This window comes from Streptomyces sp. G5(2025) (genome assembly GCF_049542075.1).
Classification (GTDB): Bacteria; Actinomycetota; Actinomycetes; order Streptomycetales; family Streptomycetaceae; genus Streptomyces.
On sequence record NZ_JBMUZT010000006.1, the window covers coordinates 5148909 to 5174443 of the forward strand.

17 protein-coding genes are annotated in these 25535 nt (G+C 70.8%); 10 read left to right on the top strand and 7 right to left on the bottom strand.

Annotation, left to right across the window (positions count from 1 at the left end):
* Window positions 1-187 precede the first annotated feature (187 nt).
* From ACOBQB_RS34375 to ACOBQB_RS34400, 6 genes are all read left to right on the top strand, one after another.
* Window positions 188-1762, top strand: a complete 1575-nt coding sequence (locus ACOBQB_RS34375; RefSeq protein ID WP_423597429.1) for a S8 family peptidase — start codon at window positions 188-190, stop codon at window positions 1760-1762.
* 192 nt (window positions 1763-1954) lie between these two features.
* Window positions 1955-2710, top strand: coding sequence for a GntR family transcriptional regulator (locus ACOBQB_RS34380; RefSeq protein WP_423597431.1), 756 nt, complete (start codon window positions 1955-1957; stop codon window positions 2708-2710).
* 1039 nt (window positions 2711-3749) lie between these two features.
* Entirely contained in the window at window positions 3750-3935 is a 186-nt protein-coding gene (locus ACOBQB_RS34385; RefSeq protein WP_423597433.1) for an SPOR domain-containing protein, read from the top strand.
* Window positions 3936-3986: 51 nt separating this feature from the next.
* Window positions 3987-4385 (top strand): (deoxy)nucleoside triphosphate pyrophosphohydrolase, encoded by a 399-nt coding sequence (locus ACOBQB_RS34390; RefSeq protein ID WP_423597435.1) that lies wholly within the window; start codon window positions 3987-3989, stop codon window positions 4383-4385.
* Window positions 4386-4472: 87 nt separating this feature from the next.
* Window positions 4473-4940 carry an ATP-binding protein gene (locus tag ACOBQB_RS34395; protein ID WP_423597437.1) on the top strand — a complete coding sequence of 156 codons (468 nt, stop codon included), beginning with the start codon at window positions 4473-4475 and terminating at the stop codon, window positions 4938-4940.
* A gap of 131 nt (window positions 4941-5071) precedes the next feature.
* Window positions 5072-7876, top strand: coding sequence for a SpoIIE family protein phosphatase (locus ACOBQB_RS34400; RefSeq protein ID WP_423597439.1), 2805 nt, complete (start codon window positions 5072-5074; stop codon window positions 7874-7876).
* 37 nt (window positions 7877-7913) lie between these two features.
* On the opposite strand, the gene ACOBQB_RS34405 is transcribed toward ACOBQB_RS34400, so the two are convergent.
* The 7 genes from ACOBQB_RS34405 to ACOBQB_RS34435 form a co-directional block, all read right to left on the bottom strand.
* The gene (locus tag ACOBQB_RS34405) at window positions 7914-8627 is read right to left on the bottom strand and encodes a PspA/IM30 family protein (protein WP_423597441.1); all 714 of its coding nucleotides are present in this window, start codon (window positions 8625-8627) and stop codon (window positions 7914-7916) included.
* Window positions 8628-8747: 120 nt separating this feature from the next.
* Complete coding sequence (locus tag ACOBQB_RS34410; protein ID WP_423598949.1) at window positions 8748-10820, bottom strand: TPM domain-containing protein; 2073 nt, start codon at window positions 10818-10820, stop codon at window positions 8748-8750.
* A gap of 922 nt (window positions 10821-11742) precedes the next feature.
* Window positions 11743-12978 (bottom strand): alpha/beta hydrolase family protein, encoded by a 1236-nt coding sequence (locus ACOBQB_RS34415; RefSeq protein ID WP_423597443.1) that lies wholly within the window; start codon window positions 12976-12978, stop codon window positions 11743-11745.
* Between the two features lie 306 nt (window positions 12979-13284).
* Window positions 13285-14064, bottom strand: a complete 780-nt coding sequence (locus ACOBQB_RS34420) for a succinate dehydrogenase/fumarate reductase iron-sulfur subunit (RefSeq protein WP_423597445.1) — start codon at window positions 14062-14064, stop codon at window positions 13285-13287.
* Window positions 14061-15989 carry a fumarate reductase/succinate dehydrogenase flavoprotein subunit gene (locus ACOBQB_RS34425; RefSeq protein WP_423597446.1) on the bottom strand — a complete coding sequence of 643 codons (1929 nt, stop codon included), beginning with the start codon at window positions 15987-15989 and terminating at the stop codon, window positions 14061-14063. The genes ACOBQB_RS34420 and ACOBQB_RS34425 overlap by 4 nt, the downstream gene beginning before the upstream one ends.
* Complete coding sequence (locus ACOBQB_RS34430) at window positions 15989-16825, bottom strand: hypothetical protein (protein ID WP_423597448.1); 837 nt, start codon at window positions 16823-16825, stop codon at window positions 15989-15991. Before ACOBQB_RS34430 ends, ACOBQB_RS34425 begins: the two co-directional genes overlap by 1 nt.
* A 90-nt stretch (window positions 16826-16915) precedes the next feature.
* Window positions 16916-17230 carry a hypothetical protein gene (locus ACOBQB_RS34435; RefSeq protein ID WP_423597450.1) on the bottom strand — a complete coding sequence of 105 codons (315 nt, stop codon included), beginning with the start codon at window positions 17228-17230 and terminating at the stop codon, window positions 16916-16918.
* Between the two features lie 443 nt (window positions 17231-17673).
* On the opposite strand from ACOBQB_RS34435, the gene ACOBQB_RS34440 reads away from it, so the two are divergent.
* The 4 genes from ACOBQB_RS34440 (at window position 17674) to ACOBQB_RS34455 (ending at window position 25506) form a co-directional block, all read left to right on the top strand.
* Window positions 17674-20238 (top strand): ABC transporter substrate-binding protein, encoded by a 2565-nt coding sequence (locus tag ACOBQB_RS34440; protein ID WP_423597452.1) that lies wholly within the window; start codon window positions 17674-17676, stop codon window positions 20236-20238.
* 319 nt (window positions 20239-20557) lie between these two features.
* Entirely contained in the window at window positions 20558-22432 is a 1875-nt protein-coding gene (gene typA, locus ACOBQB_RS34445) for a translational GTPase TypA (RefSeq protein WP_423597454.1), read from the top strand.
* Window positions 22433-22803: 371 nt separating this feature from the next.
* Entirely contained in the window at window positions 22804-23376 is a 573-nt protein-coding gene (locus ACOBQB_RS34450; protein ID WP_423597456.1) for a hypothetical protein, read from the top strand.
* A gap of 519 nt (window positions 23377-23895) precedes the next feature.
* Window positions 23896-25506, top strand: a complete 1611-nt coding sequence (locus ACOBQB_RS34455) for a peptide ABC transporter substrate-binding protein (protein WP_423597457.1) — start codon at window positions 23896-23898, stop codon at window positions 25504-25506.
* Window positions 25507-25535: the final 29 nt, after the last annotated feature.

Here is a 25535-nt window from a genome sequence, read left to right on the forward strand (position 1 = left end):
CCCTTGTGGGATTCCTATGGATCAGCCAATCTTTCGTCCCGACGGAGGCGGGATCCCGTGCGGCCGGGCGGCATGTCCGTAGCAATGCATTGACATGCCCCTGTCGAACAGGCGCGCCTCCGCGTGTGTGGGCACCACAGGCACCATTCCCCCACCAGCGCACCACCTATTGAGGAGGACCCCTCAGATGGCAGTGATGCGTCATAACCGCCGAAGACTGGCCGGGATCAGCGCGACAGCGGTCGCGGCCCTCGCCCTCGGTGTCGTCTCCGCCCTCCCGGCCACCGCCGACGCGCGGCAGGCGGAAGGCAGGATCGAGAACGCCGGCGCCCCCGGCACGATCAAGAACAGCTACATCGTGAGCCTCGACAAGAACGGCCCGAAGGCCCGCTCCGCCGAGGGCAAGGCCCTCGCGAAGGAGTACGGCGCCACGATCGAGCGGATCTACGACAAGGCCCTCAACGGCTACGCGGTCGAGCTCACGGAGGCCGAGGCGAAGAGGTTCGCCGCCGACCCGGCCGTCGACGCGGTCGTCCAGAACCGGACGTTCACTGCCAGCGCCACCCAGACCAACCCGCCCTCGTGGGGCCTGGACCGGATCGACCAGAAGGCCCTGCCGCTGGACCAGAAGTACACCTACCCGGACTCCGCCGGCGAGGGCGTCACCGCGTACGTCATCGACACCGGCGTCCGCATCAGCCACGGCGACTTCGGCGGCCGCGCCTCCTACGGCTACGACGCCATCGACAACGACAACACCGCACAGGACGGCCACGGCCACGGCACACACGTCGCGGGCACCGTCGCCGGCACCCTGCACGGCGTCGCCAAGAAGGCCAAGATCGTCGGCGTCCGCGTCCTGAACAACCAGGGCTCGGGCACCACCGCCCAGGTCGTCGCGGGCATCGACTGGGTGACGAAGAACGCCGTCAAGCCCGCCGTCGCCAACATGTCCCTCGGTGGCGGCGCCGACACCGCGCTCGACACGGCCGTACGCAACTCCATCGCCTCCGGCATCACCTACGCCGTCGCGGCCGGCAACGAGTCGACCGACGCGTCGACGAAGTCGCCCGCGCGCGTGACGGAGGCCATCACCGTCGGTGCCACGACCAGCACCGACGCCCGGGCCAGCTACTCCAACTACGGCAGCATCCTGGACATCTTCGCGCCCGGCTCCTCGATCACCTCGGCGTGGAACTCCAGCGACTCGGCGACCAACACCATCTCCGGTACGTCGATGGCGTCCCCGCACGTCGCCGGCGCCGCCGCCATCTACGTGGGCCAGAACCCGTCGGCGACCCCGGCACAGGTCTCCTCGGCCCTCGTCAGCGCCTCCTCGACCGGCGTCGTCACCAGCCCCGGCTCCGGCTCGCCCAACCGCCTGCTGAACGTGACGGGCGGCACCACGAACCCGCCGGGCAAGAAGTTCACCAACGACACGGACTACGCGATCCAGGACAACGCCACGGCCGAGTCCCCGGTGACCGTGACCGAGGTGCCGGGCAACGCGCCCGCCGCCCTGAGCGTGCCGGTGACCATCCAGCACACGTACATCGGCGACCTCCAGGTCCAGCTGATCACCCCGGACGGCACCGCCTACACCCTCAAGGGCTATGGCACGGGCGGCAGTTCGGACAACATCAACACCACGTACACGGTGAACGCCTCCTCGGAGACGGCCAACGGCACGTGGAAGCTGCGGGTCAGTGACAACGCGGCGCAGGACACCGGGAAGATCGACTCCTGGAGCCTGCAGTTCTGAGACCGCCCCAGCGGTGAACCTCGTCCTCGCGGTACGGCTTCGGGTCGGTGACCCGGCCGCCGCGGGGACGCGGCGCGTCTCGACAAGAATTCACAGAAATCATCACTTCGAGTGATTCCTTGGCCTTGGGTTGCAGGCAACAACCGACGGTTGCCAGGCTGTAGCTGTCTGTCAACCTGATGGGAGTGGCCAGTGGCTTTCGGTGAGCAGCCGGCGTATCTGCGCGTCGCGGGCGATCTGCGCAAGAAGATCGTCGACGGTTCGCTGCCGCCGCACACCCGGCTCCCCTCGCAGGCCAGGATCCGCGAGGAGTACGGCGTCTCGGACACCGTCGCCCTGGAGGCGCGCAAGGTCCTGATGGCCGAAGGCCTGGTCGAGGGCCGTTCCGGTTCCGGTACGTACGTGCGCGAGCGCCCCGTCCCCCGCAAGATCGCCCGCACGGGCTACCGCGCGGTGAGCGGCGGCTCGACCCCCTTCCGCCAGGAGCAGGCGGCCGAGGGCGCGCGCGGCACCTGGGAGTCGCGCAGCGAGCAGGTCGAGGCGGGCGCCAAGATCGCTGAGCGGCTCGCCATCCGCCCGGGCGACCGCGTGATGTGCACGAAGTACGTCTTCCGGGACGCGGGGGAGCCCATGATGCTCTCCACCTCCTGGGAACCCCTCGCCGTGACGGGCCGCACCCCGGTGATGCTCCCCGAGGAAGGCCCGCTCGGCGGCTGCGGGGTGGTGGAGCGCATGGCGGCCATCGACATCGTCGTGGACAACGTCGCGGAGGAGGTGGGCGCCCGGCCCGGCCTCGCGGAGGAGCTGACGGCGCTCGGCGGCGTCCCCGGCCATGTGGTCATCGTCGTCCAGCGGACGTACTACGCCTCGGGCCGTCCGGTGGAGACGGCCGACGTCGTCGTGCCCGCCGACCGCTACCGCGTCGCGTACCACCTGCCGGTGAAGTGACCCGGTTCGGCGGCGGCTCGGATCAGCCGGTGAAGTGACCCGGTTCGGCGGCGGCTCGGATCAGCCGGTGAAGTGACCCGGTTCGGCGGCGGCCCGGATCAGCCGGTGAAGTGACCCCGCATCAGTCCCTGCCTCCGTCCGTGGATCCGGTAGGGCGGCGGCCCGCCTCGTCCACGGCGGCGTGCCGCAGCTCGGCCGAGCTGGACAGCAGCGTGCCCGCCTTGCCGTACGACGTGTCCTTGGTCAGACGGCTGCGGGAGCCGAGGAAGGAGTAGCCCTCCTTGCCGAAGACCCACTCCGTGCGGATGCCGTGGCGCGTGTGGTCCCGCGCGATGCCAAGGCCCGGGCGGCGGCCGTGCGGCGCGGCGTCACCCCGCCGAGCAGGGAACCGATCTGCTCGAACACCGCCCGGTCGCGTTCCCGGCCCCGCGCCGCCGGGGTCGTGGCCTGCAGCTGTCCAGGAGCTCGTCGGGGTCGGTGGTCAAGGTCTCGCCCCACCGATAGGTGGGGCAGGTGGGGCGGGACATGCCTGCCGGTGTGTGTACAGGGTCAGGACCTCCCACTCCTGGCGGCGCGGCCTGCCGAGGGCGGGCCTGCACGGCGCGTAGGCGCCGCGCGTCGTCGATGCGGCCCACCGTGCGCGGCGCGAAGTCCTCCGCCACGCGCGGCTGCGGCTGCCGGGCCAGGAAGAGGTTCCGTCTGCGCGGCCCCCGGCGGGCGCTGTCCGCCTTGCGGATGGCGATGCCGAGCAGTCACGGCAGAGGGCTGTGCCCCGCGTCACGCGTCAGGTGTCCCGTGTCATGCGCCATGCGTGACGCGCCCGGCCGGCCCCGTCCGGGGGCGCATCGCGCGCGTGCGCCCCCTTCGTCACCGTACAGATGGCCGATTGCCTACGTCCGGCACGCCGTGCCGCGTATCTCTTTGTGTAAACGCGTATCCGCACAGTAAAGGTCGGGCGTAGGCTCGGGCATATGCGGAGTGCGGTTTCCTTAGTGATCGAGGCGTGGCGCGCGCCGGGGGCGGCGAGCGGAGGGGCGCGATGAACGACGGGACGGTCCTGCTGCCCTGGCTCGTCATCCGGCAGGACGACAACGGCAACCGCTATCGCGTGGGCAGGTTCGCGACGAAGGCCGAGGCGCAGAAGATCGCGGACAGCCTCGACGACCACGGACACAAACAGCTGTACTGGATCGAGAAGCTGAACCAGAACGGCGGCGGGCGCTGACTCGTCGCCCCGGGGCGGGCCGACGGACCGGCGGGCCCTAGGCTCCGGCGCATGAACGAACGCATCGTGGTGGGCGCCGCCCTGTACGACGACGGACGCCTGCTCGCCGCGCGCCGCAGCGCGCCCCCCGAACTCGCGGGCGGCTGGGAGCTGCCCGGCGGCAAGGTCGAGCCCGGTGAGCGGTGCGAGGACGCGCTGGTGCGCGAGCTCCGTGAGGAATTGGGCGTCGAGGCGGAAGTGGTGGAGCGCGTGCCCGGGCAGTGGCCGCTCGCCAAGGGGTACGTCCTGCGGGTCTGGACGGCCCGGCTCCGCTCGGGCGTCCCCGAGCCCCTCCAGGACCACGACGAACTGCGCTGGCTCGCCCCTGACCAGGTGTGGTCGGTGGGGTGGCTGACCGCGGACGTGCCCGCGGTGACGGCGGCGCTCGCGGTGGCGCGCGCCACGCGTTGATCTCTTCCGCGCCGTCCCTGCGCCGTTCCTACGCCGTTCGTGCCACTGTGCGCCCCATTACGCGGTAAGGCCGCCGGGATACCGGGTATGTGGGGATTAACCGCCCGAAACCGGACAGGTTCCGCTTCTGGTCTGGAAGTGATCGGCGTGATCGACATCGAAGGCGACTGCGCCGAGTGGGACTTCCCGGCGGACCCCGGCGCCGTCCGCACCGCTCGCCATGTCGTCCGCGAGCAGCTCGGTGACTGGGACCTCGCACCCCTCGGTGACATCACCGCGTTGCTGGTGAGCGAGCTGGTCACCAACTCCCTGCGGCACGCCACCGGGCCCATCGGTGTACGCCTCGTACGCCCCGCCGACCCCCTCGGCAGCCTCCTCGTGGAGGTGTCCGACCCTCTGCCCGACCCGCCCCTGGCGCGCGCCGCCGCGCCCGACGACGAGAGCGGACGCGGCCTTCAGCTGGTCGCCCGCGCCTCGCGGCGCTGGGGCACACGGCAGGGCCGCACGGGCAGGACGGGGAAGACGGTGTGGTTCGAGCTGGCGCTGCCGGGTTAGAAGACTTGCAGTGTGCGAAGGGCGTCGGGCACAAGAGCGGCACGGGCCAAAAAGCGTCGAGACCGTGCTGTGATCGTGAACGCCGTGTGGTGCTGCGCCGTAGTGCTGGATACTGCGGTCAGCCGTACGCGGTGACCGGTGCCGGACGCGGTGAGCTGGAGGGGACGGTTCGCGTGAGCGAGATACCAGCGAAGGCGACGGAGCAGGACGGGCCGTCGGGCGACGCGCAGACGCAGCGGCCGTCGGGCGCCCCGACGACCGGCGAACCAACGGGCAACACACCGGGCCGGGCCCCCGAGGAGGTACCGGGGGGCGAGGCCCCCGGCGACGCGCCGGGCGAGTCCCCCGGCGACGCACCGGGCGAGGCCCCCGGTGACGTGCCAGGCCAGGGCCGGGCGGTCCATGAGACGTGGCACAGCAGTCCGCCCGGGTCGATCTATGACTACATCAAGGTCGCCTCGTTCTCGATCGGCCCCGACGGCCTCGTCGACCAGTGGAGCGCGCGCGCCGAGCGGCTGTTCGGTGTGGTGGCGCGGGATGCCGTCGGCAAGGACCCCATCGAGGCGTTCGTACCCGCCGAGCTGCGCGCCGGCGGCTACCGCAAGATGGCGGAGATCCTGGACGGACGGGAGTGGACGGGCGTCGTCCCCTTCCGGGTGCCCGAGGGGGAGCGCGCCGGGGAATCCGGCCTGGAGGGCGTCGCCGAGGTCTACGTCATGCCGACCCGCACGGAGGACGGCGAGCGGGCCGCGGTCTGCATCGTCGTCGACGTCCGCGCGCTCCGGCAGATCGAGACGGACCTCGCCGCCTCGCAGGCCATTTTCGGCCAATCTCCGTTCGGCTTTCTCCTCTTCGGCACGGACCTCAGGGTCCAGCGCGCCAACCGCCGCTTCGCCGACGTCTTCGGCGGCGACGCCGTGGACCACCGAGGCCGCACCGTCCACGACTACCTGCCGCGCCACGAGGCCGACCGCATGGCCGCCGCCATGAAGCGGGTCCTGCAGACCGGCGACTCCGTGACGGACATGCAGATCGTGGGCCCCGCCCCCGGCAGCAACGACCGCAGGCACTGGTCGATCAACCTCTACCGCGTGCACAGCGGCTCCGGCCGCCCCATCGGAGTCGCCGGCCTCGGCACCGACGTCACCCGGCGGCACGCCGCCGCCCGCGAGGCCGCCCACGCCCGGCGCAACCTCGCCCTCCTGAACGAGGCGGGCGCCCGCATTGGGAACTCCCTCGACCTGGAGACCACCGCCAGGGAACTCCTCGACGTCGCCGTCCCCGGCTTCTGCGACCTCGCCTCCGTCGACCTCTACCAAGGCCTGCTCGCCGGCGACGAAACCCCGCCCGGCCTCGCCGACGGCAGCGCGGAGCTGCGCCGCGTGGCCTTCGCGAGCGCCGTCGCCGACGCCCCGTTCCCCGAAGGGGGCGCGCCCGTCGAGGTGGGCGCCGTGCACCGCTTCCCCTTCACCTCGCCCTGCGCCGACGCCCTGCGCGCGGCCCGGCCCCGGCTGACCACCGCGCAGGACGACGGCTCCGCGAGCCGCCTCACCGGCGGTCTCATCCAGTCGACGCTCGCCGTGCCGATGGTCGCCCACGACACCGTGGTCGGCCTCGCCCAGTTCTCCCGTACCAAGGGCAGCGAACCCTTCGGCGAGCGCGACCGGGCGCTCGCCGTCGAACTGGCCGCCCGCGCCGCCGTCTGCATCGACAACGCCCGCCTCTACCGCCGCGAGCACGAACGCGCGCTGATACTGCAACGCTCCCTGCTGCCGCCCGGCGACCCCGAGGCGTCCGGCCTGGACATCGCCTGCCGCTATCTGCCGGGCAACGCCGCCAACGAGGTGGGCGGCGACTGGTTCGACGTCATCGAGCTGCCGGGCCACCGCACCGCCCTGGTCGTCGGCGACGTCATGGGCCGCGGCCTGCGCGCCGCCGTCGCCATGGGGGAGCTGCGCACCGCCGTGCGCACGCTGGCCCTGCTCGACCTGGAGCCCGCCGAGGTCCTCGCCGCCCTCGACGAGATCGCCCGCGGCCTCGGCAACCCGGCCGGGCCCCAGCAGAACACCCGTGCGGCCCGCAAGACGGCGGACGCCGACCTCAGCGAGGTGTACCTCGCCACCTGCGTCTACGCGGTCTACGACGCCGTCACCCGCCGCTGCACCTTCGCCAACGCGGGACACCTGCCGCCCGCCCTCGTCGAGCCCGGCGACTCCGGTCAGCCCGCGCTCATGCTGGACGTGCCGCCGGGGCTGCCGCTCGGCGTCGGCGGCGAACCCTTCGAGGACGTGGAGGTCGAACTCCCCGAGGGCGCCCTCCTCGCGCTCTACACCGACGGCCTCGTCGAGTCCCGCGACCACCCGCTGGACGAGGGGCTGAACGCGTTCGTTCGCGCACTCGGCGACGCGCCCGCGGCCCTGGAGGACGTCTGCGACCACGTCCTGAACACCCTCGACACCCACCACGGCGAGGACGACATCGCCCTCCTGATGGCCCGCGTCGAAGGGCTGCCGGCCGAACACGTCGGCGACTGGACGCTGCCGCGCGACCCCAAGTCGGTCGGCCGCGCCCGCGAACTGGCCTGCGCCAAGCTGCGCGCCTGGGACCTGGAACCGCTCTGCGACACGGCGGAACTGCTGGTCAGCGAACTCGTCACCAACGCCCTGCGGTACGGCGAGGGCGAGATCCGGCTGCGGCTCCTCCTGGACCGCACCCTGGTCTGCGAGGTCTGGGACGGCGGTTTCGTCCAGCCGCGCCGCCGCCGGGCACGCGACACCGACGAGGGCGGGCGCGGACTCCAGCTGGTCGGCCTGCTCAGCGCCGCGTGGGGCTCACGCCGGACCCCGCGGGGCAAGACGGTCTGGTTCGAACTGCCGCTGCCGGACGGGGAGACGGAGCCGATGGACGCGGCGGAGGCCCTGCTCAGTCTGTTCTGACCGACCCGCGTCAGCCTGTCCTGACCCGCGCCGGTCTCTAAGTGGTCGCTTTGAGGGCGGCGAGGCGGGCCTCCACCTCCGCCGCGTCGCCCAGGCCCTCCAGCTCCTCGAACTGAGCGTCGAGCGACGACGCGGCGAGCTCCTGCTTGCCGAGCGCCCGCGCCTCCTCGCGCCGCACCTTCTCCTCGAAGCGGCTCAGCTCGCTGGTCGGGTCCAGTACGTCGATGGCCCCGGCGGCGTCCGTCATCCGGTTCTGCGCCTGTGCCGTCTTGGCACGCGCCACCAACTGGTCGCGGCGCGCCCGGAGGTCGGCGAGCTTCATCTTCATCCGGTCGAGTCCAGACCTGAGCCGGTCCACGATCTCGGTCTGCGAGGCGATGGTCGGCTCGGCCGCCTGCGCCTCCTTCTCGGACTGCAACTGCCGCCCCAGGGCCACCTTCGCGAGCCGGTCGAACTTGTCCGCCTCGCCCGCGCTGCCGGCCGCGCGCAGCTCGTCCGCCTTGCGGCTCGCCGCGAGCGCCTTGCCGCCCCACTCGACGGCCGCGTCCTGGTCCTCCTTGTGGTCCTGCTCCAGCATCCGCAGATTGCCGATGGTGGTCGCGACCGCCTCCTCGGCCTCCTTGATGTTGTTCGTGTAGTCGCGGATCAGCTGGTCGAGCATCTTCTGCGGATCCTCGGCCTGGTCGAGGAGCGCGTTGATGTTCGCCTTGGCGAGCTGGGTGACACGGCCGAGGACGGTCTGCTTCGTCATGGCCTGGTCCTCCTTGTCCGAGGTGCGCGACGGATGGTGCGTGACGGATGGTGCGTAACAAGTGTTCCGTGACGGATGTACGGAAACTGCTGGTCAGGCCGGCTGGACCGCGAGGCGGAACTAGAACCTGCCGCCCCCGCCCCTGCGCCCCCGCGTCCCCCCGCCGCCGAAGCTCCCGGGACCGGGACCACCGCCCCCGAAGCCGCCGCCGAGACCACCGCCCCCGAAGCCGCCGCCCCCGCGGCCCATGCCGCCGAACAGCTCGCCCAGGATGATGCCGCCGAGGACCGCGCCGCCCATGCCGCCGCCTTGGCTGCCGCCCGGACCGAGACCTCCGTACGGATTGCCGTAGCCCCGCACGTCACGCTCGGCGAGCTGGTGGGCCTGGCGGGCCAGCGCGTCCGCCTGCTGCGCCTCGGCGAGCGCGGCCGTCACGTCGCCGTCCTGCAAGGCCTCCGCCTGCGCGAGGTGCCGCCCCGCCTCGGCCAGGCGGGTCCGCGCCTCACTGGCGACGGCGCCGCGGTGCGTGGTGACGTAGTCCGTGGCCGCCCCGACGGCGCTGCGGGCGGTGAGCAGGGCCTGCCCGAGCAGGTCGCGGGAGCGCCGGTCGGTGACCTCGCGCTCCCGGGCGCCCCCCAGCGCCGCGTCGAGCGCCGCGTCGGCCTCCTCCACGCTCCGCAGCGCCGCGATCGGGTCGCAGGGCCCCGCGGCCAGTTCGCCCCGCACCTCGGCGACTACGGCCTCCGCCCGCGCGAGACGGCCCCGCAGGTCCGCCGTGGGCACCCCGGTCGCGGTGCCTTCGAGCAGCCCGCGCGCGTCGGCGAGGTCGGTCTCGGTCTCCGTGAGCGCGCCGGGCAGCCGCTCGGCGGCCAGTGCCAGCTCCCCGGCGAGGCGCTCGACGGCGGCCACGAACGTGCCCGCCTGGTCCACCGCGCCCTCCGCCGCGCGCAGATGAACGGCGGCCACGCCGTTCTCACCCGCGTCGAGCGACTGCCGGGCCTGGTTGAGGTGGGTGGTGGCGAAGACCAGGCGGTCCTTGGCCTGCTCGACATGGCCGACCACGCCCGCGAAGGCGCTCGGCGCGTACGTCCGGCGCAGCGCCGCAAGGCTCTCATCGGCCGTGCCGGTCCGCACCGCGACCTGCCGGAACACCGTCTCGGCCTGCTCCAGGGCCCGCGGGGCGTTCTTCTCCAGGGAACGCAGCTCGTCGAAGGCGGCCGTCTCCGCGTCCAGGCGGCGGTCGGCCTCCGTGCAGCGCGCGATGATCTCGTCGAGCATGCGGCGCCTGGTCGGCTCGTCCTCGGGGTAGGCGTCGTCGAGCTCCTGCCGCAGCCGGAAGGCCGCCATCAGCTCCGAACGGGCGTACGCGAGCGCCTCGCTGAAGGGCTTGACCGCGTCCTCGCCGAACTGGGCGGTGGCGAAGCCCAGTTCCTCGGTGCTGGTGCGGGTCGCGTCGTCCGTCTCGACCAGCAGCAGCCGGGCCTTCGTGTCGAGCTCGGGAAGCGGTGTGAGGCCGGCGCCCGCGCCACGGCCCCAGCCACCGCCGGGCGTCGTACGCGTGGCGGCCCGCTTCTTGCGCCGCCGGTAGGCGACCAGCGCGGCGATCCCGGCCGCGCCCGCCGCCGCCACGGGCAGCACGAGGTCACCGGCCACGGAGTCGTCCCGCCCGCCGGGGTCGGCCGGGCCCGGGGTGATCGCCGGGGCCGGCACGGGACGGCCCGCGAGGACCGCGCGGTAGCCGTTCGCGGCGCCGATGGCGGCCCCGGCCCAGTCGTTCTGCCGCAGGGCGGGCCGGATGGCGGTGGTGGCGACCTCCTGGAGCCGGGCGTCGCCGAGCCGGGAGGCCTCGTCCACGGAGTAGGCGAACTGCCGGTCGTGGGTGGCGACGGCGAGCAGCACGTCGTCCAGGCCGAGGCCGTTGCGCTCGGCGGTGGCGTCCGCCCAGCTCTGCGGGGAACGGCCGGAGAAATCACGTACGTAGACGACGAAGAGCTGCACGCCGTGGTCGTCGTAGAGCCGGTCGAGCGCCTGCTCCGCGGTGTCCCCGCGCTCCCCGAGGGCGGCCGCCTTGTCGGTGATCTGGCCGGTGCGGGAGAGCGTGACGGGGTCCTCGGCGAAGGCCGCCGGGGGGCAAAGCAGCGCGAACCCGGCGAGCAGCGCGGCCACGGCGACCGCGGCTGCCCGCGCGGGCAGCCGGGGGACGGCGTCGCAGGCGTCACATGGGCGAGCGTATGGCGGCTTCCGGGGCGCCGCGACCGGACGGCGGCCCCGGGCGGCAGGCCGCCACCGCCCCGAGGGCCGCGTACGCCGGACGCGTACGGTGACCGCGGCGCGGTACGCGTCGACAGGCGGCCGGGAGAGAGGGTGCGGGTGGGAGGGGCGCAGGTGGGCGGGGTCTGGACCGGGGGCGGGAGCGGGTGCTCGCGTTGCGCTCCGCGCCGAACCGCAAGGGCGGTGTTCGGCGCCGAGTTCCTTGGGCATGGTCATGGCTTCGCGCTGCTCCCCGTGCTGACGGAGGAGCAGGTGGCCGCGGTCCAACGGCACCGCGGCGTGACCTTCCCCGCGGAGTACCGCGGCTTCCTGCTGGAGGTCGGCGCGGGCGGCGCCGGACCCGACTACGGCCTGTTCCCCGTCCGCCCGCCCGGCCCGGACACGCCACCCGCCAGGCACCACTGCGCGCGCCCCTTCCGCCCCGAACGCACCCGGGAGTTCGCGGACCACCAGGACGCGGAGCCGCTGCGCGCGGCGTACGGCAACACGCCGGAGGACGAGGCGCGGTTCCGCCGCGACCACCACGCCTGGGACCGGCGCGAGGACGAGCTCCTTGAGGTCCTGACCGAGGGCACGCTCCGCGTGAGCGAGCAGGGCTGCGGCTCCTGCACGCTGCCGGCCGTCACCGGCCCCGACCGCGGCACGATGTGGCACGACGCGAGAGCGGCCGCCGAGGGCGTACTCCCCGTCGAGTTCGTGGACGGACCCGGCCGGGTCACTTTCGCCGCCCGGTACCTCCACTGGTTCGCCGCCTGGTACCTCCACTGGCTGAACCGCGCAGAACACCGGGCGACGCGGCCCTCGGAGATCACCCACGCCCCGCCCGAGGGAACGAACCGTCCACTCATGAACCGTCAGCCCGCGAATTCTCCGGGTAGCGTTCGGAGGGCCGCTTCAGGAGGCCGTCGTCCTCACCCTTCAGCCACCGGTCGAAGAACGACACCACGTAGGCCCGCTGGGCCGTCACCGCCCGGGCCGGGTCGATCGTGCCGATTTTCTCCTCGATGGTCGCGCGGTCCACCCCGGCCGCCGGCAGCAGGGTGGTCAGGTCGGTGTACGTCTGGTGTCTGGAGTCCCGAAGCGTGAGGTTCCGCTTCCAGCCGGTGCTGTGGGACCAGAAGGACCGCCATGACGGCTCGGTCGTACGGTCGCTGCCCTCGCGGCCCATGAGCAGGAAGGGGCGGTCCAGGCCGTGCCGCGCGACCGGCAGCAGGTTCGTGCCGTTCGGTTCCGGGTTGAGCTCCAGCGTGCCGTCCAGGTCCACGCCCGCCTTGACCCTGCGGTCCTCGTACATCGTCTCGGCGGCGCAGACCCCGCCCGCGGACTGCCCCACCATGCCGACGCGGCCCCGGTCGACGATCGCGGACAGGCCGTGCGGCAGCGAGCCGAGGTGGTCGAGGACGAACGTGGCGTCGGCGACCCGGACCCCGAGGACCTTCTTGAGCAGCTCGGACATCGTCCCGTCACGCTGCGCCTCGGCGATGGCCGCTCGCAGCGGACCGTTGTCCTTGACCGAGCCGTCGGGGAACTGCACACCGGGGCTCTCGTAGGTGTGGTCCACGGTCACCACGACATAGCCGCGGCTCGCCAACTCCTCGACCAGTGTGGTGCCCCACGTGCGCGGGTCGCCCGCGCCCGCCGCGTACAGAAGGACGGGACGGCGCCCGCCGCGCGCCTCGGCGGGCGCCGCCTGCCGCGCGTGCGTCCGCAGGGCGGCGAAGTCGAGGGCGCCCTGCGGGATGCCGTGCGGCGCGGCGGCGTCCCAGTGGGCGGCGGCGCCCGGCGCCATGTAGGGCGCGCGGCGGTGCCCACCGCCGGGGTCGGACGCGGCCGGATACCAGACGTCGATCATCAGCTCGCGGTACGGCAGCGGGGGCACCCACGGGTCTGGCCGTGACCGGTCGACGAGCCGGGCGGACACGGTCCCGATCGCGAACGGGCCGGTCGGCGCGGGCAGTCGGACCCGCGCACCGGTGCGGGGCGTGGCGGCGGCCGCGGGCGTCGGCACCAGGCCCGCCGCGAGCCCGGCGGCCGTGAACCCGAGGAGCGAGCGACGGGTCAGGGAGGCAGGAGAAGTCATGCCTCCATGCTGATCGTTGCCGACCCCCCGCCACCATGGGGGAAACCACGGAAATCCCGACTGGGGGATTACCCCCACAAACCCCGAGAGCCACGACCCCGGGCGTCAAGAGCCCCCGCAAGCCCCGAGTGTCACGAGCCCCAAGAGCCACGAGCCCGGGCGTCAAGAGCCCCCGCAAGCCCCGAGTGTCACGAGCCCCAAGAGCCACGACCCCGGGCGTCAAGAGCCCCCGCAAGCCCCGAGTGTCACGAGCCCCCAGAGCCACAAACCCCAAGCGCCACGAACCCTGAGGCTCGCCCCCGAGGGCTACTCCCTCCGCCGCCGGATCTTGTTCCCCAGCCACACCAGCGGATCGTACTTACGATCGACCGCCCGCTCCTTCAAGGGAATCAGCGCATTGTCCGTGATCTTGATGCCCTCCGGACACACCTCCGTACAGCACTTCGTGATGTTGCAGTAGCCGAGCCCGTGCTCCTCCTGCGCCGTCCGCTTGCGGTCGAGGCCCGACTCCGCCGCCGCGTCCAGCGGATGCATGTCCAGCTCGGCGACCCGCATCAAGAAGCGCGGCCCGGCGAAGGCGCCCTTGTTCTCCTCGTGGTCGCGCACCACATGGCACGTGTCCTGGCACAGGAAGCACTCGATGCACTTGCGGAACTCCTGCGAACGGTCCACGTCCGCCTGCTGCATGCGGTACTCGCCGGGTCCGAGGTCCGCCGGCGGCACGAACGCCGGCACCTCCCGCGCCTTCGTGTAGTTGAAACCGACGTCCGTCACCAGGTCCCGCACCACCGGGAAGGCCCGCAGCGGCGTCACCGTGATGACCTCGTCGCGCTCGAACACCGACATGCGCGTCATGCACATCAGCCGCGGCCGGCCGTTGATCTCCGCCGAGCACGAACCGCACTTGCCCGCCTTGCAGTTCCACCGCACCGCGAGGTCGGGCGCCTGGGTCGCCTGGAGGCGGTGGATGATGTCGAGGACGACCTCGCCCTCGTTGACCTCGACCTTGAAGTCCTCCAGGCCACCGCCGCCGAGGTCCCCGCGCCAGACCTTGAACCGCGCGTCGTACGAACTCGTCGAGCTCATTCGTACAGCTCCTCTTCAGCCAGGTACTTGACCAGCTCCTCCTTCTCGAAGAGGGCGAGCAGGTCCGGGCGGATGGGCTCGGTCGTGACACGGACGAGGTCGATCTGGCCACGCACGGGGTCCGTCGCGGCCAATCCGTCACTGGGGTCGGTCAGTTGGCAGAGCAGATTGGCGCGCCGCCACTCGCGGCTCATCTCCGGGTGGTCCTCGCGGGTGTGGCCGCCGCGGCTCTCCGTGCGCTCCAGGGCGGCGCGGGCGACGCACTCGCTGACCAGCAGCATGTTGCGCAGGTCGAGCGCGAGGTGCCAGCCGGGGTTGAACTGGCGGTGCCCCTCGACGCCCGCCCGCCGCGCCCGCACCCGCAGCTCGGCGAGCTTCTCCAGGGCCTGCTCCATCTCGGCCTCGCGGCGGATGATGCCGACCAGGTCGTTCATGGTCTGCTGGAGTTCTTGATGCAGGGTGTACGGGTTCTCCGGCGTCGCCCCGTCCGCCAGGCCCTCCGCGCTGAACGGCCGCAGCGCCTCGGCCGCCGCGGCGGCCACCTGCGCCTCGTCGATGACGGGCCGCGCGGCGAGCCCGGCCGTGTACCGCGCCGCGTGCAGCCCCGCGCGCCGTCCGAAGACGAGCAGGTCGGACAGGGAGTTGCCGCCGAGCCGGTTGGAGCCGTGCATGCCGCCGGCGACCTCGCCCGCGGCGTAGAGCCCCGGCACGCGGCGCGCCGCCGCGGAGTCGGAGTCCACCGCGATGCCGCCCATCACGTAGTGACAGGTCGGCCCGACCTCCATCGCCTCCGCGGTGATGTCGACGTCCGCGAGCTCCTTGAACTGGTGGTACATGGACGGCAGCCGCCGCTTGATGACCTCGGCGGGCATCCGCGTCGACACATCCAGGAAGACGCCGCCGTGCGGCGAGCCGCGGCCCGCCTTCACCTCGGAGTTGATGGCACGCGCGACCTCGTCGCGGGGAAGCAGCTCGGGCGGGCGGCGGTTGTGGTCCGGGTCGTCGTACCAGCGGTCGCCCTCCTCCTCCGACTGCGCGTACTTCTCCTTGAAGACGTCGGGGATGTAGTCGAACATGAACCGCTTGCCCTCGGAGTTCCGCAGCACCCCGCCGTCACCGCGCACCGACTCGGTGACGAGGATGCCCTTGACCGACGGCGGCCAGACCATGCCCGTCGGGTGGAACTGCACGAACTCCATGTTCAGCAGCGGCGCCCCGGCGAGCAGCGCGAGAGCGTGCCCGTCTCCGGTGTACTCCCACGAGTTCGACGTCACCTTGAAGGACTTGCCGATGCCGCCGGTCGCGAGGACCACGCTCGGCGCCTCAAGGACGAAGAAGCGGCCCGACTCGCGGTCGTAGCAGAAGGCCCCGCCGACCCTCTCGCCCTCCTTGAGCACACGGGTCACCGTGCACTCCTGGAAGACCTTCAGCCGCGCCTCGTGGTCGCCCAGCTCCCGGAAGTCCTCCTGCTGGAGCGCGACGATCTTCTGCTGGAGAGTGCGGATCAGTTCGAGCCCGGTGCGGTCGCCGACGTGCGCGAGGCGCGGGTACTCGTGCCCGCCGAAGTTGCGCTGGGAGATCCGCCCGTCCGGCGTACGGTCGAACAGAGCGCCCCACGTCTCCAGCTCCCAGACCCGGTCCGGTGCTTCACGCGCGTGCAGCTCGGCCATCCGCCACTGGTTGAGGAACTTGCCGCCGCGCAGGGTGTCGCGGAAGTGGACCTGCCAGTTGTCGCCGGAGTTCACATTGCCCATGGAGGCCGCGATGCCGCCCTCGGCCATCACCGTATGGGCCTTGCCGAACAGCGACTTGCAGATCACGGCCGTACGGGCGCCCTGCTCACGCGCCTCGATCGCGGCCCGCAGACCGGCACCCCCGGCGCCCACCACGACAACATCCCACTGTTGCCGTTCCACTTGAGACATCAGAACAACCTCGGATCGTCGAAGGCGCCGGACGCGATCAGGTACACGTAGAAGTCGGCGAGCGCGACGCTCACCAACGACGCCCACGCGAGCTGCATGTGGCGTGCGTTCAGTTTCCCGACCCACTGCCACAGGCGGTAGCGGACCGGATGCTTGGAGAAGTGCTTGAGCTTGCCCCCGACAATGTGCCGGCACGAGTGGCAGGAGAGCGTGTACGCCCAGATCAGCCCGATGTTGACCAGGAAGACGAGCGTGCCGAGGCCCATGTGGCCCCACTCGTAGCGCTCGTCGCGGAACGTGAGCACGGTGTCGTACGTGAGGATGCCCGCGACCGGCACCGCCGCGTAGAAGAAGTACCGGTGGATGTTCTGGAGCACCAGCGGGAAGCGGGTCTCACCGGTGTACTTCTTGTGCGGCTCGGCGACCGCGCAGGCGGGCGGTGACGCCCAGAAGCCGCGGTAGTAGGCCTTGCGGTAGTAGTAGCAGGTCAGCCGGAAGCCGAGCGGGAAGATCAGGATGAGCAGCGCCGGCGACAGGCCCCACCAGCTGCCGAAGATCTCCCAGTTGGGGCCGGAGCGCATCGGCTCGCAGTTGTCGGCCAGGCACGGCGAGTAGAACGGCGAGACGTAGGGTGCCTGGTAGTAGTCCGCGTTCGCGAACGCCCGCCAGGTCGAGTAGACGACGAAGGCGAGCAACCCGGCGGCGGTCGCCGCGGGCGCCAGCCACCAGCGGTCGGTCCGCAGGTGGGCAGCGGCGATCGCGGCGCGCGTGCCGTCGCGCACGCCGCCGCCGGGGGCCGTTCCGCTCTTCGGTTGGGGTTCCGTGCCGGTGGCCAACGAGGCTCCACTCCTTTGTCCTCGGGTACCGCGGTGTCAGGCATACGGGCGTACGGGCGTACGCGGGGGAGGGGCTCGGCGGGACGGGCGTCAGGGGGCGTGGCGGTCGCGGGCCCCCAGGCCCTCGTCGTCGCAGTCCCCGGCGTTCGTCCACAGCGAGCTGTCGTACGGCGTGTCGGGAATGGTCACGAGGTCGGTCCGCAGCGGCTGCTCGCGCGGCGCGGGCGGCGCGGTGGCGGAGCGCAGCAGGGCGACGCTCTCGGTCAGCCGGTCGGTGTCCGTGCGCACCCGGCGTACGTCGACGCCCGCCAACTGGTCGCCGGCCTGGCGCTCCAGCCTGCCGACGGTGCGGACCAACTCGTCGACGCAGCGCTGTACGGCTGTCAGTTCATCGTGCAGAGCCATGACTTGCCCTCACTTCTGGGGTGCGGTGGCAACGCTCATGCGCCAGCGAGTGTCGCGCGTCACATCCCGGCTTGTGAAGAGATCTGCACCGATTGCCGGATCGAGGGCGGTGAATACGCCGGATCACGCCCCTGCCGGGGATACGCCGGATCACGCCCCTGCCACGAATGCGCCGGAACACGCCCCCATCGCGCCGCTCCCGTAGCACCGCCCCATCGCGCCGCTCCCGTCGCACCGCTCCCGGCCCCGAGCACTCCGGCGCGTTGGGCCGCACGGGTGGCATCCGGACCCCGCCACGCCGTGTCTGCGGCGCGCGCCCCGCCCGGTCACCTTCAGTGGGGCCATAGATGTGATCAGCTCCATATACCGCCAAACGTGATCAATCCCGGCCCGGTCCTGGTAGCGGGGGGCCGGGCGAGCCCCGGACCCCGGAGGTACCAGCCATGTCCCACGACCGCGTCGGAGTCAGATCTGTCGTGTTCCTCGCGACGGGGGTGCTGGCTCTGCCCGCCCTCACCGGATGCAGCTCGCACGACGAGGCCGGCGGGCTGGCCGCTGGCCAGGACGTCGCTCCCGCGGCCCGGGGCATGGTCGCCGACGGGGGGACCATGAACTGGGCGCTCGACGCGCTGCCCGAGACCCTCAACACCTTCCAGTCCGACGCCGACGCGGGCACCTCGCGGATCGCGGGTGCGGTCCTGCCCTCCCTGTTCCGCCTCGACGCGCGGGGCAGGCCGCAGTGCAACGCCGACTACCTGGAGTCGGCGAAGGTCGTCGAGCGCGAGCCCCGGCAGGTCGTCCTGTACAAGCTCAACCAGCAGGCGGTCTGGAGCGACGGCCGCGAGATCGGCGCCGACGACTTCGCCGCCCAGTGGCGCGCCCTGTCCGGCAAGGACACCGCGTACTGGACGGCGCGGAACGCCGGATACGACCGCATCGAGAAGATCGAGCGCGGCGCGAACAACCTGGAGGTGCGGGTCACCTTCAACAAGCCGTACGCGGACTGGCGCTCCCTGTTCTCCCCGCTCTACCCCAAGCAGGTCATGGGCAGCCCCGACTCCTTCAACGACGGCGCCCGCCGCAAGCTGAAGGCGACCGCGGGCCCCTTCGCGGTCACGGACATCGACCGGTCGGCCGGTGAGGTGACCCTGGGGCGCAACCCGCGCTGGTGGGGACGGCCGGCCAAGCTCGACAAGCTGGTGCTGCGCGAGGTGTCCCGGAGCGAACGCGCCGAGGCGCTGGCCAAGGGCAAGGTGGACCTCGCCGAGATCGACTCCACGGAGGCCGGGCGGATCTCGCTCGCCACCCACGACAAGGCCGGCGAGGGGTCACCGGCCCACGGTCCCGGCGCACAGCTGACGCCCGCCAAGGCCCTGCGCTCCTGGGCGATCGTCAACGGCTCCGACGAGGAGGCCGCACAGGCCGAGTACGAGGCCCGCGAGAAGACCCGCAGGGCGGTCAAGAAGTACGCGACCGAGCAGGCGGGCCTGAGCGGCTACGTAGTGCGCAAGTCCCTCGAACCGGCCTACACGCAGCTCGCCCTCAACGGCTCCGCGGGCCCGCTCGCGGACGACCGGGTGCGCCGGGCGGTGGCCCGCGCCCTGGACCGCGAGGAGATCGCCGAGGCGGTGCTCAAGCCGCTCGGCCTGCCCGCCGTGCCGGTCGGCAGCCACCTCGCGCTCGCGGGACAGGAGGCGTACGCGGACAACAGCGGGGCCCTCGGCGAGCAGGACACCGCCGAGGCGCGGGCGCTCCTCGCGGACGCGGGATGGGTGCCGGGTGGGCCGGTCAAGAACGAGCTGAAGGACAAGAAGAAGACGAAGACGGCGGGCGGCGAGTCCTCCGCCGAGCCATCGGACACGGAGTCCGGCTCGGAGTCCGGCTCGGGGTCCCGCTCCGGCGACGGCACGTACATCGTCGGCGAGGACGACGGGAAGCCCGGCGACAGCAGCTCCCCCGTGCTCGCGCCCGCCCCCGCCGCCGCCCGCCAGAAGGCCGCGCTGACGCGTCAGGCGGACATCTTGCGTCTGCCGGCCGAGGCCGAGACGGAGCAGAAGAAGGCGGAGAAGAAGGCCGAGAAGAAGGCCGAGAAGAAGGCCGAGAAGAAGCGGGCGGAGAAGGAGAAGGCCGCCCAGAAAGCTAGCGAGAAGGCCGCGCAGAAAGCCGCAAAGAAGGCCGTCAAGAAAGCCGAGAAGGAGCGCGAGCAGAGGTCCGGACAGCGGTTCGGACCGCGATCCGAGCTGAGGTCCGAGCTGGACTCCGAGCAGCGGTCCGAGGAGCGAGCCGGGCAGAAGTTGGACAGGAAGGACACCGCCGACCGCACGGGGCAGCAGGGCGACCGGCAGTCCGCGGTCAGATCCCACTCCCGGGACCAGGCCAAGGGCGGCGCCCCCGGCGCGTACGCCCCCAAGGGCACCCCCGCGCCCGCCGCGGGCGCGCCGCTCGCCAAGGACGGCAAGCCCCTCACCCTCCGCTTCGTGCTGCCCTCCGGAGACGGCTCGGAACCGCTGCGGGCGGTGGCCGATCGGATCTCGCGGATGCTGGAGAAGATCGGCGTGCGCACGGAGACGGCGAGGGTCTCCGACAGCAGCTACTTCAAGGACCACATCGCCTCGGGTCAGTACGACCTCGCCCTCTACTCGTGGCCCGCGTCGGCCTTCCCCGCCACCGACGCCCGCCCGATCTACGCCAAGCCGGTCCCGGCCGCGGACGGCTCGCTGAACGTCGAGCAGAACTACACGCGCGTCGGCACCGACCACATCGACCAGCTGTTCGATCAGGCGATGAGCGAGCTCGATGAAGAAACGTCACGCTCCCTGGTGAAGAAGGCGGACGCCCGCATCTGGGCCGAGGCGGGCTCCATCCCCCTCTACCAGCGGCCCCAGCTGATGGCGGCCCGCCCGAACCTCGCCAACGCCGGAGCCTTCGGCTTCCAGGCCCCGAACTACGAGGACATCGGCTTCCTGAAGCCGGGTGCGAAGCCGTCGGGGGCGCCTTCGAAGAACTGACCCGCACACCGTGACGTACGCCCGGTATAAGTGACGTACACCATCTCTTCACGGGACCGACGCTCAGATTCCGCTCAACTCCCTTGCCCGCCGACCACCTCGGCGGGCAAGGTCGTATCAACCCATTGACCTGCGGTTTCACCCCTGACACCCCTATCCCGGGCGCGCGCTCGCCGCTGCCCGGAAACCCCCCGCGGAGGCTGCCTCCGCGCAAGCCACGTAGACTGGGGTAAGGCCGTGGCGTGTTGTCTGCCCGGCAGGGTACGCGTACCGGACCGTACGCGCCGCCGTCCACTCTTCCCGGGAGAAGCGCAGCTGTATGCCCACGCGCCACGACATTCGTAACGTCGCCATCGTCGCCCACGTCGACCACGGCAAGACGACCATCGTCGATGCCATGCTCAAGCAGGCCGGCGCCTTCGCCGCCCACGCCGCGGAGTCGCTCGACGACCGCATGATGGACTCGAACGACCTGGAGCGTGAGAAGGGCATCACGATCCTGGCCAAGAACACGGCCGTCAAGTACCACCCGAAGGATGGCGGCGACGTCATCACCATCAACATCATCGACACCCCCGGCCACGCCGACTTCGGCGGTGAGGTCGAGCGCGGTCTGTCGATGGTGGACGCGGTCGTCCTGCTCGTCGACGCCTCCGAGGGCCCGCTGCCGCAGACCCGCTTCGTGCTCCGCAAGGCCCTCCAGGCCCGGATGCCGGTCATCCTGTGCATCAACAAGACCGACCGCCCGGACTCCCGGATCGACGAGGTCGTCAACGAGACGTACGACCTCTTCCTCGACCTGGACGCCGACGAGGACCAGATCGAGTTCCCGATCGTCTACGCCTGCGGCCGTGACGGCATCGCCTCGCTGACCAAGCCGGAGGACGGCACCGTCCCGGCCGACAGCGACAGCCTGGAGCCGTTCTTCTCGACGATCCTCCAGCACGTCCCCGCTCCGGAGTACGACGAGTCGGCCCCCCTCCAGGCCCACGTCACCAACCTGGACGCCGACAACTTCCTCGGCCGTATCGCGCTCTGCCGCGTCGAGCAGGGCGAGCTGCGCAAGGGCCAGACCGTCACGTGGATCAAGCGCGACGGCACCCAGCAGAACGTCCGCATCACCGAGCTGATGATGACCGAGGCGCTCACCCGCAAGCCCGCCGAGAAGGCCGGCCCCGGTGACATCTGCGCCATCGCCGGTATCTCGGACATCATGATCGGCGAGACCCTGGCCGACCCCGAGAACCCGATCGCGCTGCCGCTGATCACGGTCGACGAGCCGGCGATCTCCATGACCATCGGTACGAACACCTCGCCGCTGGTCGGCAAGGGCGGCAAGGGCCACAAGGTCACCGCCCGCCAGGTGAAGGACCGCCTGGACAAGGAGCTGATCGGTAACGTCTCGCTCCGCGTCCTGGACACCGAGCGCCCCGACGCCTGGGAGGTGCAGGGCCGCGGTGAGCTGGCGCTGGCCATCCTCGTCGAGACCATGCGCCGGGAAGGCTTCGAGCTGACCGTCGGCAAGCCCGAGGTGGTCACCAAGGAGATCAACGGCAAGGTCCACGAGCCGATCGAGCGCATGACGATCGACTCGCCCGAGGAGCACCTCGGCGCCATCACGCAGCTGATGGCCGCCCGCAAGGGCCGCATGGAGACCATGACGAACCACGGTTCGGGCTGGATCCGCATGGAGTGGATCGTCCCGTCCCGCGGCCTCATCGGCTTCCGTACGGAGTTCCTGACCCAGACCCGCGGCACCGGCATCGCGCACTCCATCTTCGAGGGCCACGAGCCGTGGTTCGGCGAGCTGAAGACCCGTAACAACGGCTCGCTGGTCGCCGACCGCGCCGGCAAGGTCACGCCGTTCGCGATGATCAACCTCCAGGAGCGCGGTGTCATCTTCACCGAGCCCGGCACCGAGGTGTACGAGGGCATGATCATCGGTGAGAACTCGCGCTCCGACGACATGGACGTGAACATCACCAAGGAGAAGAAGCTCACCAACATGCGTGCCGCGTCGGCCGACTCCACGGAGAACGTGGTCCCGCCGCGCAAGCTGTCCCTTGAGCAGTCCCTGGAGTTCTGCCGGGACGACGAGTGCATCGAGGTGACCCCGGAGACCGTGCGTATCCGCAAGGTCGTCCTGGACCAGAAGGAGCGCGGGCGCGCCGCGTCGCGCGCCAAGCACAGCTGACGCCGGCGGTGCGGTGACCCCGCTGGGGGCCGACCGCATGGCGACATGCGAAGGGGCCGCCCCTCCGTGGAATTCCACGGAGGGGCGGCCCCTCTTTTGACGTCGCCGCCCGTGGTTCTCACCTCCGGCGGGTTTCCGGTGGGGATTCCGGCAGGTTTCCGGACGGGTTTCGGATGGGTGAATTTGTAACTACGGCTGCCACAAGACGAGTTGAAGCTCAAGCTTCGCTCAACTCTGTGGCGGGGCGTGTTCTCCGGCTCTTAAGGTGACCGTGTTCCGTCAGGTGATGGGGCGTCAACTGGGGGAGCGGGCGGCATGCGTCTCCCCCTGTTTCACGGGGAGACACATTGACCAGGAGACTGGCAGCGGCCATGGCGACGACCGGCCTCGCCGCTTCGTTCTTCGTCGCGGTTCCGGCCACGACGGCGAGTGCGGCGCCGATCATCTGTGAGCGCGGTACGAGCAAGGTGGACTGGGTGACCACCGACCGGGGGCGCAAGCTCACGCACAAGGTGAAGGGGTACGAGAAGGGTTACTCGGGCGGCGCCCGCACGATCACCAAGACCCTTACGCACACCAGTACGGTCACCTCGGGGAGGTCCGTCGAGGCCGGCGGCTCCGCGGGATTCAGTGTGGGCAAGATCCTGAAGAGCCTCGACGTGGAGGTCTCGGGCAGTTTCACGCACCAGAAGGACAACACCACGACGCGGACCGTGAAGGTCAAGGACAAGCTCACGAAGAAGGGCCAGTACTTCTTCTACCGGGGCACCGTCAAGGCCACGGGAACGTGGCAGGGCTACCGCTGCGACGGCGGCACCCAGTGGATCAAGTCGTCGTGGGGCAAGGCGAGGACCTTCAGCGCGGAGGTGGACGGCGCGGTGCGCTGCGGTGAGCGCGTCTCCAAGAAGTCCCTCGCGAAGTACGTGCAGAAGCGCTACTGCTGATTCGTCACCACGGCTCGTTGGCTTGATTTGATCGACGCTGGGCCCGGCATCCTCCAGGATGCCGGGCCCAGCGTCGTGTGCGGCACCACGGCCGCCCGGCCCGACAGTCACGCACGGTCATCGTCCCGTCACGGCTTCGCAACGGTCGTCCGCTTGTCCTGCAACGCGAGTGGCGCCCGCGCAACTGGTTTCTCTGCGCCAGACGTCCGGTTAACGGACGCCCTTGACCGATAGATGTGTAACGAGTCCGTTTCGCGGCCATCTATCTCGGATCGATATGTCCGGATATTGGAAGTTGTACGGGCCAGGTGTGATTGAACCGAGACCAAAAGGCTGTGGTCGGCGGGGGACTCATGGCTAATAGTTGGGCTCATATGGCTCGGGTCAATGGGTCACGCGCTGTGGGGAGCGCCGACTCACGAGCACACTGGGGTACTTGATCTCCGCCGTCAGGGGTGTCGGCGTGATCTCTCGTACCCCCTCTTGTAGCGATCAAGTGGTCTCATGAGGAGGAACCCTGTGCGTGGTGCCAAGAGTGCCAAGTGTGTCGCGGGCGCGATAGTCGTCGCCCTGGCCGCAACCGCCTGTGGCGGTGGTGGCAGTGACAACAACAAGACTGCGGGCCAGCCCGACGGCTATGTGTCGATCGAGGTCGGTGAGCCGCAGAAGCCGCTCCTCCCGGCAGACACGAACGAGGCCAACGGCGCGTACGTCGTCAACGCCCTCTACGCCCACCTCATCGACTTCGACAACCAGGGCAAGATCCAGTACGTACACGCGGACTCGGTCGACACCAAGGACTCGAAGACGTGGACCATCAAGCTCAAGAAGGGCTGGAAGTTCCACAACGGTGAGCCGATCACGGCCCAGTCCTACGTGGACGCGTGGAACTGGAACGCCAACCTTGAGAACAAGCAGCAGAACAGCTTCTGGTTCGAGGACATCAAGGGCTACGCGGACGTCCACCCCGAGAAGGGCAAGCCCAAGGCCGACAAGATGTCGGGCCTGAAGGCGCTGGACGAGACCACCATCGAGGTGACGCTCTCCAAGCGGGTCCCGTACTTCGAGTACAAGCTGGGCTACTACACCTGGGCGGCACTGCCCAAGGCGTTCTTCAAGGACCCGAAGGCGTTCGGCCAGAAGCCGATCGGCTCCGGCCCGTACAAGTTCGAGAAGTGGCAGCACAAGAAGCTGATCCAGGTCAAGGCCAACCCTGACTACCAGGGTCCGAACAAGGCCAAGAACAAGGGCGTCCTCTTCAAGAGCTACACCTCGCTTGAGGCCGCCTACACCGACCTGCGCTCCGGCAACCTCGACGTGAGCCGCCAGATCGGCCCGAAGGACCTGCCGAAGTACAAGTCCGACCTCGGTGAGGGCGCGGTCAACCAGCCCTTCGCGGGCGTCGTGTCGATCGTCCCGGCGTTCTACAGCAAGACCTTCAAGGACGTCGACCCGAAGGTCCTTCAGGGTCTGTCGATGGGCATCGACCGCGAGACGATCACCAAGAACATCCTGCACGGCACCCGCGTGCCGGCCACCAGCTTCACGCCGCCCCAGGTCCTGGGCAACCAGAAGCTCGACACCGATGTCTTCACGTACAACCCCGAGAAGGCCAAGAAGCTCATCAAGGACGGCGGCGGCGTCCCGGGCAACAAGCTCTGGATCCAGTACAACGCCGACGGTGGCCACAAGGAGTGGGTGACCGCGGTCTGCGAGTCCATCCGCAAGTCCACCGGCATCGAGTGCCTGCCGGACGCCAAGCCGGACTTCCCGACCGACCTTGAGGCTCGTGACAACAAGCAGGTCAAGGGCTTGTACCGGGGTGGATGGACGGCCGACTACCCGCTGAACGTCAACTTCATGCGGGAGCTGTACGGCACCACCGCCGAGGCCAACAACGGCCACTTCTCCGACAAGGAGATCGACAACATGTTCAAGGCCGGCGACAACGCCAAGGACCTGGACGAGTCGATCAAGCTGTACCAGGCGGCGGAGAAGGCCCTGCTGAAGAAGATGCCCGCCATCCCGCTGTGGAACTACGGCATCGACGCCGGCCACAGCAAGAACGTCGACAACGTCACGGTCGACTTCCACGGCGACATCATCATGACGGACATCACCGTCAAGTAAGCGGGCCCACGGGCCACTTCCCCACTCGG